Origin of the sequence: Pseudomonas syringae group sp. J248-6, from assembly GCF_032586995.1 — a bacterium.
Lineage (GTDB): Bacteria > Pseudomonadota > Gammaproteobacteria > Pseudomonadales > Pseudomonadaceae > Aquipseudomonas > Aquipseudomonas amygdali.
In genome coordinates, this window is record NZ_JAWHOP010000002.1 from 278,109 (window position 1) to 294,217 (window position 16,109).

Below are 16,109 nucleotides of genomic sequence, written 5' to 3' on the forward strand. Positions count from 1 at the left end.
TTGGTATGGTGCGCGCCGAAATCTTTATATACACGTTCAGTTGCGCCGTTTGCCCTTCACCGAGAAGCTGTAGAAATGCCCAATCCAATTCCCCTGAAAGACCACGAAAAAGAGACGCGGCTGGTCAATCAGCGCCTGATTGCCTGCGCGGTGCTGGTCGGCCTGCTGGCTGCCTGTCTGGTCGCGCGGATGTACTTCCTGCAAGTCACCGAGTTCGATTACCACTCGACCATTTCCGAAAACAACCGCGTGCATGTGTTGCCGATCCCGCCCGAGCGCGGTTTGATCTTTGACCGCAATGGCGAAGTGCTCGCTGACAATCGCCCCAGTTTCAACCTGACCCTGACCCGTGAGCGCGCCGGTGACTGGCACAAGGTGATCGATGAACTGATGACCCTGCTGGAGTTGCCCGACGAAGACCGGATTCTGTTCGACAAGGAACTGAAACAGGTTCGTCACCCGTTTGAGCCTGCGACCCTGCTGTATGAGCTGACCGAAGAGCAGATCGCCACACTCGCGGTCAATCAGTACCTGCTACCGGGCGTGGATGTGGCAGCGCAGTTCGTTCGTCACTACCCGCTGGGCGCGCACTTTGCCCATTCGATTGGCTATGTCGGGCGCATCAACGAAAAAGAAGCGTCGCACCTCGACAATGAATATCGCGGCACTCAATCCATCGGCAAGACCGGTATCGAGCGCTTCTACGAATCCGAGCTGCACGGCCACGTAGGCTACGAAGAGGTCGAAACCAACGCCCAGGGCCGCGTGCTGCGGGTGCTCAAACACACTGACCCGGTGCCGGGCAAGAACATCACCCTCACGCTGGACGCGCATTTGCAGGCCGCAGCGGAAAACGCTCTGGGTGATCGACGTGGTTCGGTGGTTGCGCTGGACCCGGAAACCGGCGAAGTGCTGGCGATGGTCAGCAAACCAAGCTTCGACCCCAACCTGTTCGTCACCGGCATCAGCTTCAAGCAGTACGCTGCGCTGCGCGATTCCATTGACCGGCCGCTGTTCAACCGGGTGCTGCGTGGCCTTTACGCGCCGGGCTCGACGGTCAAGCCGGAAGTAGCGATTGCCGGTCTCGACAGCGGTGTTGTCACGGCCTCGACCAAGGTCTTCGACCCCGGTTACTTCCAGCTGCCGGACTTTGACCACAAATACCGCAACTGGAACCACAGCGGCGATGGCTGGGTGGACATGGACACGGCGATCATGCGGTCTAATGACACCTACTTCTACACCGTCGCGCACAAGCTCGGCATCGACCGCCTGCACGACTACATGACCATGTTCGGCATCGGCCAAAAGGTCTCGCTGGACATGTTCGAGGAATCGGCCGGGCTGATGCCGTCCCGCGAATGGAAACGCGCTACACGCCGCCAGGCTTGGTTCCCGGGCGAAACGGTGATTCTCGGCATTGGCCAGGGCTACATGCAGGTCACGCCATTGCAACTGGCTCAGGCAACGTCACTGATTGCCAGCAAAGGCGTCTGGCATCGACCGCACCTGGCGATGGAAGTAGGCCACGACGTGCCGCTTGATGAGCACCCGATGCCAAACATCGTGCTGCGCGATCCCAACGAATGGAATCAGGTCAACACCGGCATGCAGATGGTCATGCACGATCCGCGCGGCATTGCGCGCGATGCCGCCAAGGGCGCGCAGTACCGCATCGCTGGCAAAAGCGGTACGGCGCAGGTGGTGGCGATCAAGCAGGGTGAGCGTTACAACCGTCTGAAGACGCTGGAGCGTAACCGTGACAACGCCTTGTTCGTCGGCTTCGCACCGGCCGATCATCCGAAGATCGTGGTGTCGGTGACCATCGAGAACGGCGAGGCGGGCGGTCGAGTCGCGGGCCCTGTGGTCCGGGAAATTCTCGATGCCTGGCTGCTCGACAGCGAGGGCAAGCTCAAACCGCAATACGCAGTCCCTGCCAAGGCGCCGGGCAACCCGCACGCCTGAATTGTTTGCCAAGGCAAACTGTCTGACCGAGCCCTGAACAGGGCTCAGGTTTTCTGAACTGTCGAGAATTCATCGGGTCGACCACAATAGGCGTGGCAGAGCGCTGCGCGCGTTTTACCGAATTCATTATTGCCTCGACAAGGAACCCCTAATGTCCAAGACCATCGCCGACCATCTTGCGCAAACCCTCGCAGCGGCAGGTGTTTCCCACATCTGGGGGGTGTCCGGTGACAGCCTCAACGGCCTGACCGACAGCCTGGAACGTACCGATTCGATTCGCTGGATGCACACCCGTCATGAAGAAGTCGCAGCCTTCGCCGCCGGTGCCCAAGCGGCATCCAGCGGCAAGCTTGCGGTCTGTGCAGGCAGCTGCGGACCGGGCAACCTGCACCTGATCAACGGCCTGTACGACTGCCATCGCAACCGCGTGCCGGTGCTGGCGATTGCTGCGCACATTCCTTCCTCGGAAATCGGCCTGGATTACTTTCAGGAAACTCACCCGCAGGAGCTGTTCAAGGAATGCAGCCACTTCGTCGAACTGGTCAGCAACCCCGAGCAGTTCCCGCGTGTGCTGGAACGTGCCATGCGTGCTGCGATCAGCCAGAAAGGTGTGGCGGTAATCGTCTTGCCGGGCGATGTGGCGCTCAGCGAATCCCCTGATGTAGCTGCGAAATGGATCGAGGCCACGCCGCCCACTGTCGTCCCAGCGGACAACGACTTGCAGTCGATGGCCGACATGCTCAATGACTCGAAAGCCGTGACCTTGCTGTGCGGTGCAGGCTGTGCGGGTGCTCACGAGCAGATCCTCGCACTGGCCGACACGCTGGGCGCTCCCATTGTTCATGCCTTGCGCGGCAAGCAGCACGTTGAGTACGACAACCCGTTCGACGTCGGCATGACCGGTCTGATTGGTTTCAGCTCCGGCTACCACGCCATGCTGTCCTGCGACACGCTGGTGATTCTCGGCAGCAGCTTCCCATATCGGAATTTCTACCCCGAAAAAGCCAACATCATCCAGATCGACCTCGACCCTACGCAGTTGGGTCGCCGTACGCCTGTGGCGCTCGGTCTGGTCGGCGGGGTACGGGAAACCCTCGACGCATTGCAGCCAAAACTCAAGCCGCACGCCGACCGCCGCTTCCTCGACAAGGCCCTCAAGCACTACGCCAAGGCCCGCGAAGAGCTTGACGAACTGGCCACGCCTACGCCAGACGGTACGCCTATTCACCCGCAGTACCTCACTCGGTTGGTCGACGAGCAAGCGGACGCTGATGCGATCTTTACCGTCGATGTAGGCACGCCAACGCTGTGGGCTGCGCGCTACCTGCACATGAACGGCAAACGCAGCCTGCTGGGCTCGTTCAACCACGGTTCGATGGCTAACGCCTTGCCTCAGGCTCTGGGCGCGAAGGCCGAGCACCCTGATCGTCAGGTGGTGGCGTTGTGTGGCGATGGCGGTCTGTCGATGCTGCTGGGCGACCTGCTGAGCATCCGCCAACTGAACCTGCCGATCAAAATGGTGGTGTTCAACAACAGCTCGCTGGGCTTTGTCGACATGGAAATGAAAGCCAGCGGCTATGTGCCGCACGGCACCGACCTGCATGAAACCAACTTCGCCGGTATCGCCTTGGGCGCAGGCATGCTCGGCCTGCGCGTGGAGAACGCCGAAGAGCTGCCTGCAGCGTTGCGCAAGGCGTTCGATCATCCAGGCCCGGTGCTGATCGACGTGGTCACTGCCAAGCAGGAGCTGGGCATCCCGCCGAAAATCAAACTGGCACAGGCCAAAGGCTTCAGCCTGTACATGATGCGCGCGATCATGAGCGGGCGCGGCAGTGAAGTGCTGGAACTGGCCAAGACCAACTTGCGCTAATAATCCGGGCAACGTGACAGGCGGAATCAGAAAAACCGCCTTCCTCTCGCCAGACACTGTGGTCATCTCATTTATAGGTGACCACGTTGTCTGGCGTTATGTTTTGCATCTTGGTTTATTGCCGTTAATGTTAATTGCACTTCTTGTGGATCCAAAATTCCCGCGCATTTTCGAATACTCGTCTTCATTAATCTTGTGGTGTGAATTGTCAAGATAAATAGTTTGGTAAAGCTCGGCTGCCCTCAGCCGAAACAATGGGACGGAAGCAAGACCGGCTAAGGCAGGCTAATTACCGAATCATCTCTGGCTATTAAAAAACGTCGAAAAATACAGAACGTTAGGCCTCGGATCGTCTTTATAGAACGTCTGCACGTCATGAGGTCTGCAATGCTTAGAAATGCTCCTTTGAGTATGAAACTGCTGCTTATTTTAATGTTTCCCCTGCTGGGCTTTCTTGCCTTCGCAGGTATTTTCGTCGCTGATAAAAGCGAGAACCTCAGCGATATGAGGCGCGCAGTGACGGCCACCAGTGCCGCACAGAAGCTCAGCAACGTCGTCACCACCATCCAGCGCGAGCGCGGTGCCAGTGGCGTGTTCCTGGGCAGTGGCGGCAAGTCCATGCAAGACAAATTGAAATCATTTCGTCAGGAAACCGACCAGGCGATGGGCGAGATGCGTGCGCAATCGACGGAGGGAATTCCCGGGCCGGAAAAAGTAAACCGCGCGCTGGATGACCTGATCGCGTTACGCCTCAAAGTCGATGCGCTGGCAATCAACAATACTGAATCCGGCACGCGTTTCACTGACATCATCAAAACGCTCATCGGGTTTACTTATTCGATGGAAGCGAGCATTGAAGACCCGCAAATACTGCGCGCCTTGAGTTCGCTCAATCAGTTCGTGGATATGAAAGAGCGCGCGGGTCGCGAACGGGTGTTGTTGGGCCTGGCTTTCAACCAGAATCGCTTCGACGCAGCGCTGTTATCACGCTTCAGTCGTAACCTTGGAGAGTTCTCCGGTTACTTCGAAGCCTTCCAGCGCTGGTCCCCGGAAGCATTCAAAACCAGGCTGAATGATGTTCTGCAACAACCAGGATCACTTGAAGTTGCCCGCCTGCAACGTCTGGGTTTCGATACACCCCTGGGCGACCCGCTCAACATCAAGCCCGAAGACTGGTTCAACCTTTCCACCAACCGCATAGACCTGATGGCCAGGGTTGAAGCGGAATTGGGTCAGACTGTCGTAGGCCTGGCCACCGATGCACGCAGCGCCGCTCAAAGCAGCCTTTACATAGCGGTTGCCACTGTCATCGTGATGCTGATCGTAGTGTTGTGGCTGGCGTCGGTGATCATCCGCAATATCAAGGTTGCAGTGGTCGACGTGAACCGCACGCTGGTTGCGCTATCCACCCGCGACCTGACCGCCAGAACCCGTTACACCGGTAAAGACGAGTTCGGCGAGATATCACGCAATCTGGACAACATGGCGCAACAGATCAGCGAGGTCATCCGCGAAATCGGCAGCGCTACCTCACAGGTCGCCACCGCCGCCGAGCAGTCTTCTGCGGTGGCGTTGCAGACCAGCCAGAACGTCGCGCAGCAGCGCCTGGGCACCGATCAGGTCGCCACAGCCATCAGCGAGATGAGCGCCACCGTCAAGGACGTTGCGCGCAGCACCACCGACGCGGCCGAGATGTCGCAGCGCGTCAATAACAGTACCGTGCAGGGCAAGACCGAGATCGACAACACCATCGGCCTGATTCAAGGGCTCTCGGTCCAGGCTGAAGAGACTTCACGAATCATTGACGAGCTCAAGGGCGAGAGCAACGCCATTTCCTCGGTGCTCGATGTCATCCGAGGCGTCGCCGACCAGACCAACCTGCTGGCCCTCAACGCAGCCATCGAAGCAGCGCGTGCGGGCGAACAAGGTCGCGGCTTTGCCGTGGTGGCCGACGAAGTGCGCAACCTGGCCAAAAAGACTCAGGACTCCACGGTCAGCATCCAGAACATGATCGCCAACCTGCAGTCCGGCTCCGAACGTGCTGCCGCGTCCATGCAGGAAACCCTGGGCAAGGCGCAAGAGGGCGCCAGCAACGTCGTACGCGCTGGCGAACTGCTGGAAGAAATCGCCGAAGGCATCGCGACCATCAGTGACCGCAACATCCAGGTTGCATCTGCTGCCGAAGAGCAAAGCCTGGTGGCCGAAGAAATCCACCGCAACGTGAATGACATCAACGCGCTGGTCATTCAGGTGAGTGCAGGTGCCGAGCAGACAGCAGTCACGAGTCGTGAACTGGCCAGGCTTGCTGAGCAGCAGCAGGGGCTGGTGGGACGCTTTAAAGTGAGCTGACGATAAGGGGTTTGTTGGGTGTTCAGAGGCCTGGGAGCGTTAGCTCTCGGGCTTTTTTGTAGTGGTCGTCGGGCGGCAGGAATTCGCGTGGCAGTTCTTGTGCGACGGCTTGGCTCGGCATGCTTTCGGGACTCAAAGAATATAAAGTGGACGGTCATCTTTTCGACATAAGTGGGTAATCGACACGCACGCCTACAATTTTAAAAAAAAGTTTATGTTCGACGCTGTTCACTACATGCTGCGCGTCATATTGTTAGTTGCCTGATCATATTAACCATGCCGGTGTTTCGTGCGTTAATGTCCTCAATCTGTCACATCGCTTCCCTACAGTAATATCAAATGTAAGGGAGTATTTTCGACGCGTTAGTTCACTGGCACATTGCCGTGTTCGCGCTGGTGAGTACGTCGGCGTGAGAATGCCCTGACCCTGTTTAGGTCAGAAGCTTTATTGATGCGTTACTTTCCGAGTCCACCCGTTTCGTCTTGATAGTGTGCGGATCCAATGCCCACTGCGAGACTTGGTTTATCCGTCCCACCTGAATAGTGGCTTGCCTATGAACGCGCAGTTTTTGATGGTTGTTCAGTTGATTGCAGGTGTAGGCATGCCGCAACGGATGTCTGACGCATGACGACGTATGGAACAACAATGGCACTGGCGGCGAGCGCCATGCTGAGCGCGAGTCTCGCGTTAGCTGCTTCTGCACCGGCCAGCGACGAGTCAGTCATTGCCGTCATCAAATTCGTGAAGCGTGAAGAAGGTCCTGGCTTGCGCTTTGACCCGGCAAGTTGTGCCACGTGCAGGCTGGTGGCAGACCCTTACTGGAACGCCGACAACCCGCGCGAGACGGTCATAGCGCTGAAAGTACCGCGTTCAAGGACGCTTGAACTGGGTTTCGACGGAGCGGTGGCGAATACCTCGCGCGTGATTCTGGAAAGTGGTGATATACCGTTCAGGCTCGATGGCGGACGTTTGTATGTGGTATTGCCGCCTCTGGCAGTGGATGCGATAACAGCATCCGAGGTCTCTACGCACATCGTTGAGCCGGGCATGGTCCTGCGCTTTGAACATGCCGACCCGGCACGCCGCGCGGGCCTTTACGTGCAGGACTCGTTTCCGTCCGTTCAGCGTGCTGCAGCCAACGTGCTGGAGTTCGCGCAGCGCGAGGCGGTACGTGATCTTGGGCTTGGCCAATACGTGCAAAGCCAGGGGCTGGGCAAAATCCAGATCATGGGCTTCGACACCAATGCCCCACACGGCCATGAAGATGCACCGCCCCATATGCACATGCACCTGCGCTGGCCCGCGAACACCGGCACGCAAATCGCTCACTACTACATCGGCACGGACGGTTTGCTGCTGCATAACATCGTGGGCGTGAAAGGTATCGATACCCCGGAAAGGCGCTTTGAGCGCGGCGAGTCATTTACCACGGTCGGCCCTGATGGTCGTCCGGTCTACACCCATCGCATCACGCCACAAGGCGCGCTGCAGATCGCTCGTCCGGATGGTGCAATGTGCCTGATCGAACCCGCCGGGGCAGAGGGGCAAGGCTTTGCGGGTGGCGCCAGCGTGACCTGTTCCACTGGGACCAAACGCATCGTCAACGTCGATGACGACCTGCACAGAGGTCGATTGAAAGTCAGCATCGACAGCATCGAGGAGATCTTCTACTACGACCCTGATACCGGCGCTCTGCTGTCCCCCACGCAAGCACCTCCCGCACCACCTTCGGTGTATGTGCAAGGGGTGTCAGTAAAGGACTGGTCATCGGAGCCATCTGACTAGGCTCCGGTAAACAAAGTGGCTGCACGCGTGAAGTTGTATTAACGAAATGTCACGCGGTAGCTCGAGCAAAATGACCATTTAAAGTCTGTTAAAGCCAGAAGAGTCGAGCACGACTCCGCCCGTTCCTTGCCTTTTTTTTGTCTTGCCTTCGCCCGTACAGCAGTTAATTCCATTCTGACCTTATGGGAGTCAACATTATGTTTTGCTTACCGAAAATAGTTCTACTGTGCACGGCGGTATTGATAGTAGCGCCCTCTATTGCATTGGCAGAGTACAACACTGACAAGATCGGCGGGATACTCAAAGATGCCCATAATGACCTTACGATTGTCTGCGCGCACCGGGGGCTGCACGGCACCGCCATCGGTACCAACTCTCACCCCGACTGGTTGCGTGATGTGCCTGAGAACTCGATTGCCTCCATTGAGCAGGCTGCCTCCAATGGAATCGAGTGTTCGGAAATCGATCTTCAGCTGGACCGGGCCGGGAATGTAATCGTCCTGCATGATACCAACCTCGGTCGGACCACCAATGCTTACACGACCGCGAATTCGACTGAATATGACCCTTACGGTCATGGCGGCTATAACCCGAACCTGTCGAATTACTTTGGAAACACCCTGAATCTTTCGCTTCGGCATCCCTCCTTGAATGGCTACAGCAACCAGAAACTGCCGTCTTTCGATGCCATTCTGGACGCGATCAAGCGCGACAAGATCGCGATGATCCTGTTGCTTGACGTCAAGAACATCGACGCGGCGAAAAAAGCCTGGCAGAGCGTGAAGACTCACAGTAACTGGTGGGGAACACCGGCCGAGCGTTGGGTGTACTTCAAAATGCCTGTCAACTCGATTGGCATGAACGCTGCCAGCTTCGAATCCAAAGGGATCATGAATGCCCAGAGCGAAGCTGGCCGTTTTCGCCTGATTCCGGTGTTCGGTGCAGACTTTATCGACACCAGCGGCGGGGCGGCCAATTCGCTGTTGAACTGGCAAAGCTATTACAACAAGGATTATGTCTATGCGACCGAGGTGCGCCTCAAGGAATATGACAGCACGCTCAGATTCCCGCTCAACAACATCATGAACAGCTACTATGCGATGAGAACCCAGCACGATGTAAAAACCATGGGTGCCTATCAGCCTGTGGCGGAAACCAAATACTATAGCTTCTTTGCCGCGGATGGCCATTGCTGTACGGAACCCAAGTACTGGCTCTGGAAGTCCCAGAAGGGCTATGGGCAGGAGACAGGCGACAACCGGACAAGCCTCAACTGGATCATGAACACCGCAGGCAAGAGTTTCAGCTACATCATTACCGACGATCCTGTTACCGCCGTGTCGGCGCTCAGAAATGATGGCCGTCGAAATACCAGCCTGATTTCAAACTGATTATTTAATGACGGTCTTGTTAACGAACATTTTTATCGCGCCGGCCGGACGCGCATGCCGTGTCCGGCCGACAGCGAGGGCGACACTCGTTTCGAAACATGCTCACACTAGATAGTGTGCTATCTAACGATTTTCCTGAAACGCAACATGAAATAATCTTACTGTTGTTTCGTCAACTAACTTCCCTCTCGTCACAATAAGTACATATAGAAAAGCGTAGCATCGGCACGCTTTTTAAAACCTTTTGAAAGCGGCGCGCCGTTATTTATTTCGTCCCGGATTGGTGATGTCATGCCCGCGTTACTTCTATCTCGTCGTCCGCCACAACCCTGTCGCGACGATCTGCTGCCCATGTTGCCAGCAGGCAGGTTCGATGCCCCGGCGGTGCCGTTACCGGCAATCGCTGTGCCGCGCATTGGCGTGGGTCATGTTGCCTTGGCATGCGTTATTGCACTGGCTGTCCATGCTGCGGGTTTTCTCTGGTTTCGCAACAGTGCGCCCGCGCAACCGTTACCGCCGATAACCCGGCCCATGCCAATCGCGATGCAAATGGTCGCCAGGCCCACGCCGCCTGCTCCAGCAACGCCCGCCGCAGCGGCTCCTGCGGTTGAGCAACCCACGGCACCGCCACCCGTTATACCGGCAGAGCCAGCCAAACCCCTGGCCGCCGCACCCAAGCCTGAGACACCACGTCCGCAGCCTGCCAAGCCACAGGCCAAGCCACAACAAAAAGCACAGCAACAGGTAGCCGAGAGGCAAGTGCCTGCTGCTGCGCCCCAATCGATACCGGCACAGCAGCCCATGCCTGCACCGCCAGCCAGCAGCGAACCGCCTGCCACGGCACCCATCGGCCGCGCCGGTTATCTGAACAATCCGCCACCCGTGTATCCGCCTGCGGCCGCCAAACGCCATCAGCAAGGCACCACACTGCTGCGCGTGCATGTGCTGGCCAGCGGTCGTCCGGACCAGATTGAGGTGGCTCAGTCCAGTGGTTTTTCGGCGCTGGACGATGCGGCCAAGGCGGCCGTTCGACAGTGGTCATTCACTCCTGCCAAGCGCGGCAACAGCCCGGTCGATGGCTGGGTCAACGTTCCGCTTGCCTTCACGCTCGCTCCTTGAGGCGCCTTACCATGACAATCGATTATTCAACACTGATTCAGCAAAGCTCCATGGGCATCCTGCTGTTGTTCTCATTGGCAACCTGGGCTGTGCTGCTGCTCAAAGCCTGGCAGCAGGGGAGGCTGAAAAACCAGAACAAGCGCTACACGCAGGCCTTCTGGGCAGCTCAGGATTTCGACGCAGCGCTGCACAGCGGTCCGCAGAAAAGCCAGTTGGCACGTCTTGCGCAAGTGACCACGCAAGCGCTTTCCGGCGGTCAGGACGGTCACGAACCGGCTGACAGCTGGAGCCGCCAGGAGCTGCTGGAGCGTAGCCTGCATCAACAGATTCACTCTGAGCGACGCAACCTTGAAAGCGGCATGATCGTGCTCGCCTCAATCGGCAGCACGGCTCCTTTTATCGGCCTGTTCGGTACGGTGTTCGGCATCATCCATGCCCTTCAGGCCATCAGTACCGCCAAGTCAGCGAGCATTGCCGTGGTCGCCGGGCCAATCGGCGAGGCCTTGATCGCCACAGGTATCGGCATTGCCGTGGCAGTACCGGCGGTACTTGCCTACAACTTTTTCAACCGCCGTCTGAAGCTCATGGTGGCCGATCTGGACGCCTTTGCAATCGATCTGCTGAACCGCGCCCAGCGCCATGCCTTCAGATTGAAAGGCGAGCGCGACGGTACTCGCAGCCTCAGCGGGGTTGCTTGAAATGGCCTTCTCCTCAAGCCAGGGCGACGACGCGATCAGCGATATCAACATTACGCCTCTGGTCGACGTGATGCTGGTGCTGCTGGTGGTGTTTATCGTGACCGCACCGTTATTGACCAATGCCATACCGCTTGATTTGCCGCAGACAGCGGCCACCGCGCCGCTGGACGACGCCAAACCAGTGGCCATCAGCATTGACGCCAAAGGCGGTTTGTTTGTCGACGACCAGCCTGTAGCCGAAGAGCAATTACCGGACGCCCTGCAGAATCTGCATACCAATGACCCCGACGTGGCGCTGACCCTGCGTGCCGACACGGCAACTGACTACGGACGCGTTGCCAGGGTTCTCGCCGATGTGCAGCGATCCGGCATAACGCGCCTGGCGGTAATCACCGAAAGCCCTTGATTCCGGCAATTCCGATTAATAGGCGCAGGGCCAGAGCCTGCCGACTTCTTACGCCTTCAGGAAACGTTTTCATGATCATGCTATCGACTACGCGTGCGTCACGTTTTCCCCTTCAACGACTGGTGTTACTGATCGGACTGCATGCACTTAGCCTGACGAGCTATGCGCAGGACAGCGCGACGCCGACAGACCCGGCGCAGGAGCCTGCCACCGGCGCAGCCGATACCACGCTCGGTACCGTTTCAGTGATTGGCCAAGGGGAAACGCGCCAGGTACAGCGTGTCGATGAAAAGGACATCAAGGCCTATTCAGCGGGCACCAACCCGATGAAGGTGCTCCAGCGTCTTGCCGGGGTAAGCTTTCAAGCCGGCGACCCGCTCGGGCGTGAAGAAAGCAGTCAGCGCATCAGTCTGCGTGGCTTCGACATGCATCATCTGGGCTACACACTGGATGGTGTGACGCTGGGCAACATGAGTTTCGCCAATTTCAACGGCCTGAGTATCACCCGCGCAATCATCGCGGAAAATATCGCCAAGAGTGAAGTCGCGGCCGGTATCGGTGCGCTGGGCACTGCCTCCAACAGCAACCTGGGCGGCACAATCGCGTTCACCAGTTCAAACCCCGAAAAGGAGTTTGGCGCGCGCCTTTCGCAAACCCTCGGCAGCTATGACACCACGCGCACGTATGTGCGCGTTGATACCGGCGAATACAACGGGCTGGCGGCTTATGTGTCAGGCGAAAAATACGATGCCGATGCCTGGAAAGGTCATGACAATCCGCAGGAATCCGACGCGCTCAACGCCAAGGTCACCTACGATTTCGACGCTAATCACCTGAGCTTCTATCACAGTACCTCAACGCACAACGAGGCCAACCTGCCTGCCATGTCGAGCAGCATGATCAGGCGTCTGGGGTACAACTGGAGTTACTACACGCCGGACTGGACCCGGGCTGTGAACGCCGCCAACGGTATTTTCACCGGCGGTGTCACCCGTGCAGCAGACGCGACCTATAACGGCAGCAGTTTGCGTGATGATGAACTGGACATCCTCAGTGGCAACTTTTCCCTCAGCGATGATCTGCTGCTGGATGCCACGGTTTATCACCACCACGACTCGGGGCGGGGCAACTCTTACTATCCATTCGTGTACACCAGTGGCAGCACGACCGTACCTACCAACTCCATTCGCAGCACGGTCTACGGTATCAACCGCTCGGGCTTCCAGACCTCGCTGACTTACTTTCTGGGTCAGCACGAAATTCAGGGTGGGTTCTGGATTCAGTCGAACAAGAATGACGTCTCCCGCTACCTGTTCGACCCGACCGGCACGGCACCGCAGAATCACATCGTGAGAACCAAGGGTTTGCCGCAGGTCGCGACCATTCTTTCTCAGGATTACAACGACCTGACTCGGCAATTCTATCTGCGCGACAGCTACACCTTGCTCGACGACCGCCTGAAACTCGAGTTCGGTGCCAAGAACACAGTCACTACCTCGACGGTGGAAGGCAAGGGTGGCGGTTACGCCAGTGGTTCGCTGGAGGCGCGAGACCGTTTCCTGCCGCAACTGGGTGCTACCTACAAGCTTGATGATCAGGATGAGGTGTTTACCTCCTACTCGGAAAACGTCGCCGCCTTCCCCAGTGGCGGCTACGGCCCGTTTTTCACCACTCAGACGGCAGTTGACGCGGCAGGCGGGTTCAAGAACCTCAAACCGGAAACCTCAAAGACGGTTGAAGTGGGTGTGCGCCGCAGCAACGCGCTTTATTCAACCTCGGCCGCGGTCTACAACACCCGGTTCGACAACCGCCTGGTGGCTATTACCAATTGCACCGGGATCGTGATCTGCCAGAACAGCGTGGCCAACGTCGGCTCGGTGACCAGCCGAGGCCTGGAGCTGACCTTCGCACTGACCCCGGACGAGAACTGGAGCTGGTCCAACACGGCGTCCTATAACCACAGCACCTACGACGATGATTATCAGAGCGGTACCAGCGAGGTGCATGTCAAAGGCAAGACGGTCGTCGACACGCCCAGGCTGATGTATTCAAGCAGTCTGGACTGGCATTGGCAGCAATGGAACGCGGGCCTGCAGGGCAGCTACATGAGCAAGCGTTATTACACCTACACCAACGACTCGAGCGTTGCAGGCTATTGGCTGGCCAACACCACGCTGGGCTACGACTTCGGCAAGTTGGGCGCGGTCAAGGACACCACCTTGTCGCTGAACGTAGTGAACCTGTTCGACAAGCGCTACATCTCGACTATCAACACGGACGCCAGTGCTGCGAGTGATCCCACTGGCGACTTGCAGATACTTCAGATAGGCAACCCGCGCAGTGCGTTCGTGACCATGGCGGTTCGCCTTTAACGCATCGTCCTGGAGGGCCCGCCCCCGAGGCTGAACCGCATGTGTGAGAGCCGAGCCGACCCCGCACGCTACCAGCGTGGGTTCACCTTGCTGGAGATGCTTGCCGCATTGACCCTTATGGCCATTTGCAGCACGGTCCTGCTGGTCGCCTTCGGCCAGAGCGCGCATTCCCTGTCGCAGGCCGAGCAGAGCGACCGCCTGACCGAAGCGGCCATGAGCGTGATGGATCAGGAAGCAGCAGGGCCGTTGGCTGACGGTATCCGCCAGGGCAGTCTGGGTGGCGGTATCGACTGGCAACTGAGCGTCGCCCGGCAACCGACACGTCAAGGCCAACTGCGCCTGTTTCGCCTGGACCTGACGGTAAGCGACGCCCGGCATCAGGCGCGTTTCAGTACCTTGAGACTGCGTCCGGCGACTGATCAGGTGCACCTGTGAATCCCCAACGATGGCGTGTGTGCATGATGCAGCAGCGTGGCATTGCATTGTTGGTGGTGCTTTGGGTCATGGCCTTGCTCAGCCTGCTGCTGGGGTCACTGGCCGGCTGGGTGCAACTGGAGAATCGCCAGGCGCTGCATCTTCGCCAGCACAGCCAGGCACTGCTGGCCGCAGAGGCTGGCGTCGAGCTGGCGGTGCAGGCCCTGGCTGACCCTGTGCAGCGCAAAAAGTGGGTCGCCGACGGACGTGAAATAGCCCTGACATTCGACGACACGCAGCTCTACGTCAGCCTGCACAGCGAGAACGGCAAGCTCTACCTGAACAACGCTCAAGCGGAAGACTTTTCCCGTCTGGCAATGGCATGCGGCGCGAGTCAGGCGCAAGCCAGTCAAATAGCCGGTGAACTCGAAGTTCGGCGAAATAACGGCCAGCCGCCGTTTCGCTTGCTTGAAGAAGTTCGGCAACTGCCGAGCATGACGCAAGCGCTGTACAGCAGGCTGTTGCCTGAAATCACGCTGTGGAGCGGCTTCGATCGGCCTGATCCGGCCTTCGCAAGCCCGCTGATGCGCATGGCACTCAATCTGCCAGCAGGAAACGCGGTAGGCGTCGATCCTGGGGAGGTGCTGGTGATCGAGAGCCGGGCGCAGAGGGCAGAGGGGTCTATGGCGCGGCTGCAGGTGACGGTGTTGTTGAATTCGATGGAGGGGCGAGGCAAGGCCTATACGGTGTTGCGGTGGGAGGAGTGAGGCGGGATTGCAGGCTGAGCAAGAGCCTTGAACATCCGTAATATCTGCCTGGAGCAGTGACTATTCAGTCAGGTTTTAACGTAACTACAAGCCCCTTATACAATTATGTAGTGCTATAAAATATTCACTACATAATCGTTGACGTACCCGTTTTCCTTTTGCATTATGCAGCTGTCTCCCCGATCGGGAGCGCTGCAAAAGGTGTACTGAACAGGCTCGGCAAGCCGTCGAGATGTTCCCGGATGTAGGCTGCCCACAAGGCAGATTGATGGAGCTGAACTGGCATTTGTCGTCGATATGGGCGAGAAGCTGGCGAAACGTCCTCATGATGCTTGTAATGGATCGATTGCTGATCCTGGGTCAGGTCTTTGGGTTTCGTGACTTCTTCTCTCTACGCTGATGCCGCTGTGTAGCGGCTCTTCATCAAGGCTACCTGCATGTCCTTGAGGGGCTGGAGCGGTATTCGACCAACACTTACGTGTGTTGCATTGATGACGCTCTGGCGCATGAACTTGATGTATCAATTATTGAACAGTCTACGAGCGAAGGAGCATCAACATGAATATCAACAAGCAACCGACTATTGATGAACTGGCTCGTCTGTTTGCAGCATGCAAAGACACGCTGGACAACCACATTGTATGGATTGCCGATTCGGGTGAGGTCCATGTCGACGCCATGTCGCCATTCACCCAGGAAGACGAATTCCGTGACGCTCATCCACAGATGCGCACTGCGCTGAAGATGTTTCGTCGCGGTCAGGGTTATGTCGGCAAAAAAGCGGCGGCCGACCGCACGTATGTGGAAAATACGTTGCAGACGCTGAAAGGCGAATGGCAGAAGAGCCGTCGGCAGGCGCACTCTCAGGTCGCCTGAATTCAAGGTGCGATGAGTATTGAGCCCTGAAGCCTGTTCCCGAACCTGATCGGGAACAGGCTTTTTTATTTTCAGCGCCCGAAAGGGTAATTGCCT

The 16,109-nt window shown here is 57.8% G+C and carries 12 protein-coding genes; all 12 read left to right on the plus strand.

Features of this window, described 5'->3' with window-relative positions:
• Positions 1–75: 75 nt before the first annotated feature.
• A complete protein-coding gene (mrdA, locus tag RYC17_RS03350) occupies positions 76–1,965 on the plus strand; it encodes a penicillin-binding protein 2 (RefSeq protein WP_044322311.1) in 1,890 nt (629 codons plus the stop codon).
• A 151-nt stretch (positions 1,966–2,116) separates the two neighbouring features.
• Positions 2,117–3,835, plus strand: coding sequence for a ubiquinone-dependent pyruvate dehydrogenase (poxB, locus tag RYC17_RS03355; protein ID WP_316902530.1), 1,719 nt, complete (start codon positions 2,117–2,119; stop codon positions 3,833–3,835).
• A 432-nt stretch (positions 3,836–4,267) separates the two neighbouring features.
• Positions 4,268–6,184, plus strand: coding sequence for a methyl-accepting chemotaxis protein (locus RYC17_RS03360; RefSeq protein ID WP_058401164.1), 1,917 nt, complete (start codon positions 4,268–4,270; stop codon positions 6,182–6,184).
• 646 nt (positions 6,185–6,830) lie between these two features.
• Positions 6,831–7,970, plus strand: coding sequence for a hypothetical protein (locus RYC17_RS03365; RefSeq protein WP_058401141.1), 1,140 nt, complete (start codon positions 6,831–6,833; stop codon positions 7,968–7,970).
• A 182-nt stretch (positions 7,971–8,152) separates the two neighbouring features.
• Positions 8,153–9,361 carry a glycerophosphodiester phosphodiesterase gene (locus RYC17_RS03370; protein WP_227447928.1) on the plus strand — a complete coding sequence of 403 codons (1,209 nt, stop codon included), beginning with the start codon at positions 8,153–8,155 and terminating at the stop codon, positions 9,359–9,361.
• Positions 9,362–9,652: 291 nt separating this feature from the next.
• Positions 9,653–10,480 carry an energy transducer TonB gene (locus tag RYC17_RS03375; RefSeq protein ID WP_058408434.1) on the plus strand — a complete coding sequence of 276 codons (828 nt, stop codon included), beginning with the start codon at positions 9,653–9,655 and terminating at the stop codon, positions 10,478–10,480.
• A gap of 11 nt (positions 10,481–10,491) precedes the next feature.
• On the plus strand, positions 10,492–11,178 hold the full coding sequence (locus RYC17_RS03380; RefSeq protein ID WP_058401143.1) for a MotA/TolQ/ExbB proton channel family protein: 687 nt from the start codon (positions 10,492–10,494) through the stop codon (positions 11,176–11,178).
• A 1-nt stretch (position 11,179) separates the two neighbouring features.
• A complete protein-coding gene (locus RYC17_RS03385) occupies positions 11,180–11,584 on the plus strand; it encodes an ExbD/TolR family protein (protein WP_058401144.1) in 405 nt (134 codons plus the stop codon).
• 71 nt (positions 11,585–11,655) lie between these two features.
• On the plus strand, positions 11,656–13,956 hold the full coding sequence (locus RYC17_RS03390) for a TonB-dependent receptor (protein ID WP_058401145.1): 2,301 nt from the start codon (positions 11,656–11,658) through the stop codon (positions 13,954–13,956).
• 39 nt (positions 13,957–13,995) lie between these two features.
• Positions 13,996–14,391 carry a prepilin-type N-terminal cleavage/methylation domain-containing protein gene (locus RYC17_RS03395; protein ID WP_122258204.1) on the plus strand — a complete coding sequence of 132 codons (396 nt, stop codon included), beginning with the start codon at positions 13,996–13,998 and terminating at the stop codon, positions 14,389–14,391.
• A 23-nt stretch (positions 14,392–14,414) separates the two neighbouring features.
• Positions 14,415–15,137, plus strand: a complete 723-nt coding sequence (locus RYC17_RS03400; RefSeq protein WP_122258205.1) for a general secretion pathway protein GspK — start codon at positions 14,415–14,417, stop codon at positions 15,135–15,137.
• 558 nt (positions 15,138–15,695) lie between these two features.
• Positions 15,696–16,013, plus strand: a complete 318-nt coding sequence (locus RYC17_RS03405; RefSeq protein WP_122258206.1) for a hypothetical protein — start codon at positions 15,696–15,698, stop codon at positions 16,011–16,013.
• Positions 16,014–16,109 lie beyond the last annotated feature (96 nt).

What these genes read in the sequence shown, in the direction of transcription:
- mrdA (WP_044322311.1), top strand. Translation starts at nt 76, where the DNA reads ATGCCCAATCCAATTCCCCTGAAAGACCACGAAAAAGAGACGCGGCTG.
- poxB (WP_316902530.1), top strand. Translation starts at nt 2,117, where the DNA reads ATGTCCAAGACCATCGCCGACCATCTTGCGCAAACCCTCGCAGCGGCA.
- RYC17_RS03360 (WP_058401164.1), top strand. Translation starts at nt 4,268, where the DNA reads ATGTTTCCCCTGCTGGGCTTTCTTGCCTTCGCAGGTATTTTCGTCGCT.
- RYC17_RS03365 (WP_058401141.1), top strand. Translation starts at nt 6,831, where the DNA reads ATGGCACTGGCGGCGAGCGCCATGCTGAGCGCGAGTCTCGCGTTAGCT.
- RYC17_RS03370 (WP_227447928.1), top strand. Translation starts at nt 8,153, where the DNA reads ATGGGAGTCAACATTATGTTTTGCTTACCGAAAATAGTTCTACTGTGC.
- RYC17_RS03375 (WP_058408434.1), top strand. Translation starts at nt 9,653, where the DNA reads ATGCCCGCGTTACTTCTATCTCGTCGTCCGCCACAACCCTGTCGCGAC.
- RYC17_RS03380 (WP_058401143.1), top strand. Translation starts at nt 10,492, where the DNA reads ATGACAATCGATTATTCAACACTGATTCAGCAAAGCTCCATGGGCATC.
- RYC17_RS03385 (WP_058401144.1), top strand. Translation starts at nt 11,180, where the DNA reads ATGGCCTTCTCCTCAAGCCAGGGCGACGACGCGATCAGCGATATCAAC.
- RYC17_RS03390 (WP_058401145.1), top strand. Translation starts at nt 11,656, where the DNA reads ATGATCATGCTATCGACTACGCGTGCGTCACGTTTTCCCCTTCAACGA.
- RYC17_RS03395 (WP_122258204.1), top strand. Translation starts at nt 13,996, where the DNA reads ATGTGTGAGAGCCGAGCCGACCCCGCACGCTACCAGCGTGGGTTCACC.
- RYC17_RS03400 (WP_122258205.1), top strand. Translation starts at nt 14,415, where the DNA reads ATGATGCAGCAGCGTGGCATTGCATTGTTGGTGGTGCTTTGGGTCATG.
- RYC17_RS03405 (WP_122258206.1), top strand. Translation starts at nt 15,696, where the DNA reads ATGAATATCAACAAGCAACCGACTATTGATGAACTGGCTCGTCTGTTT.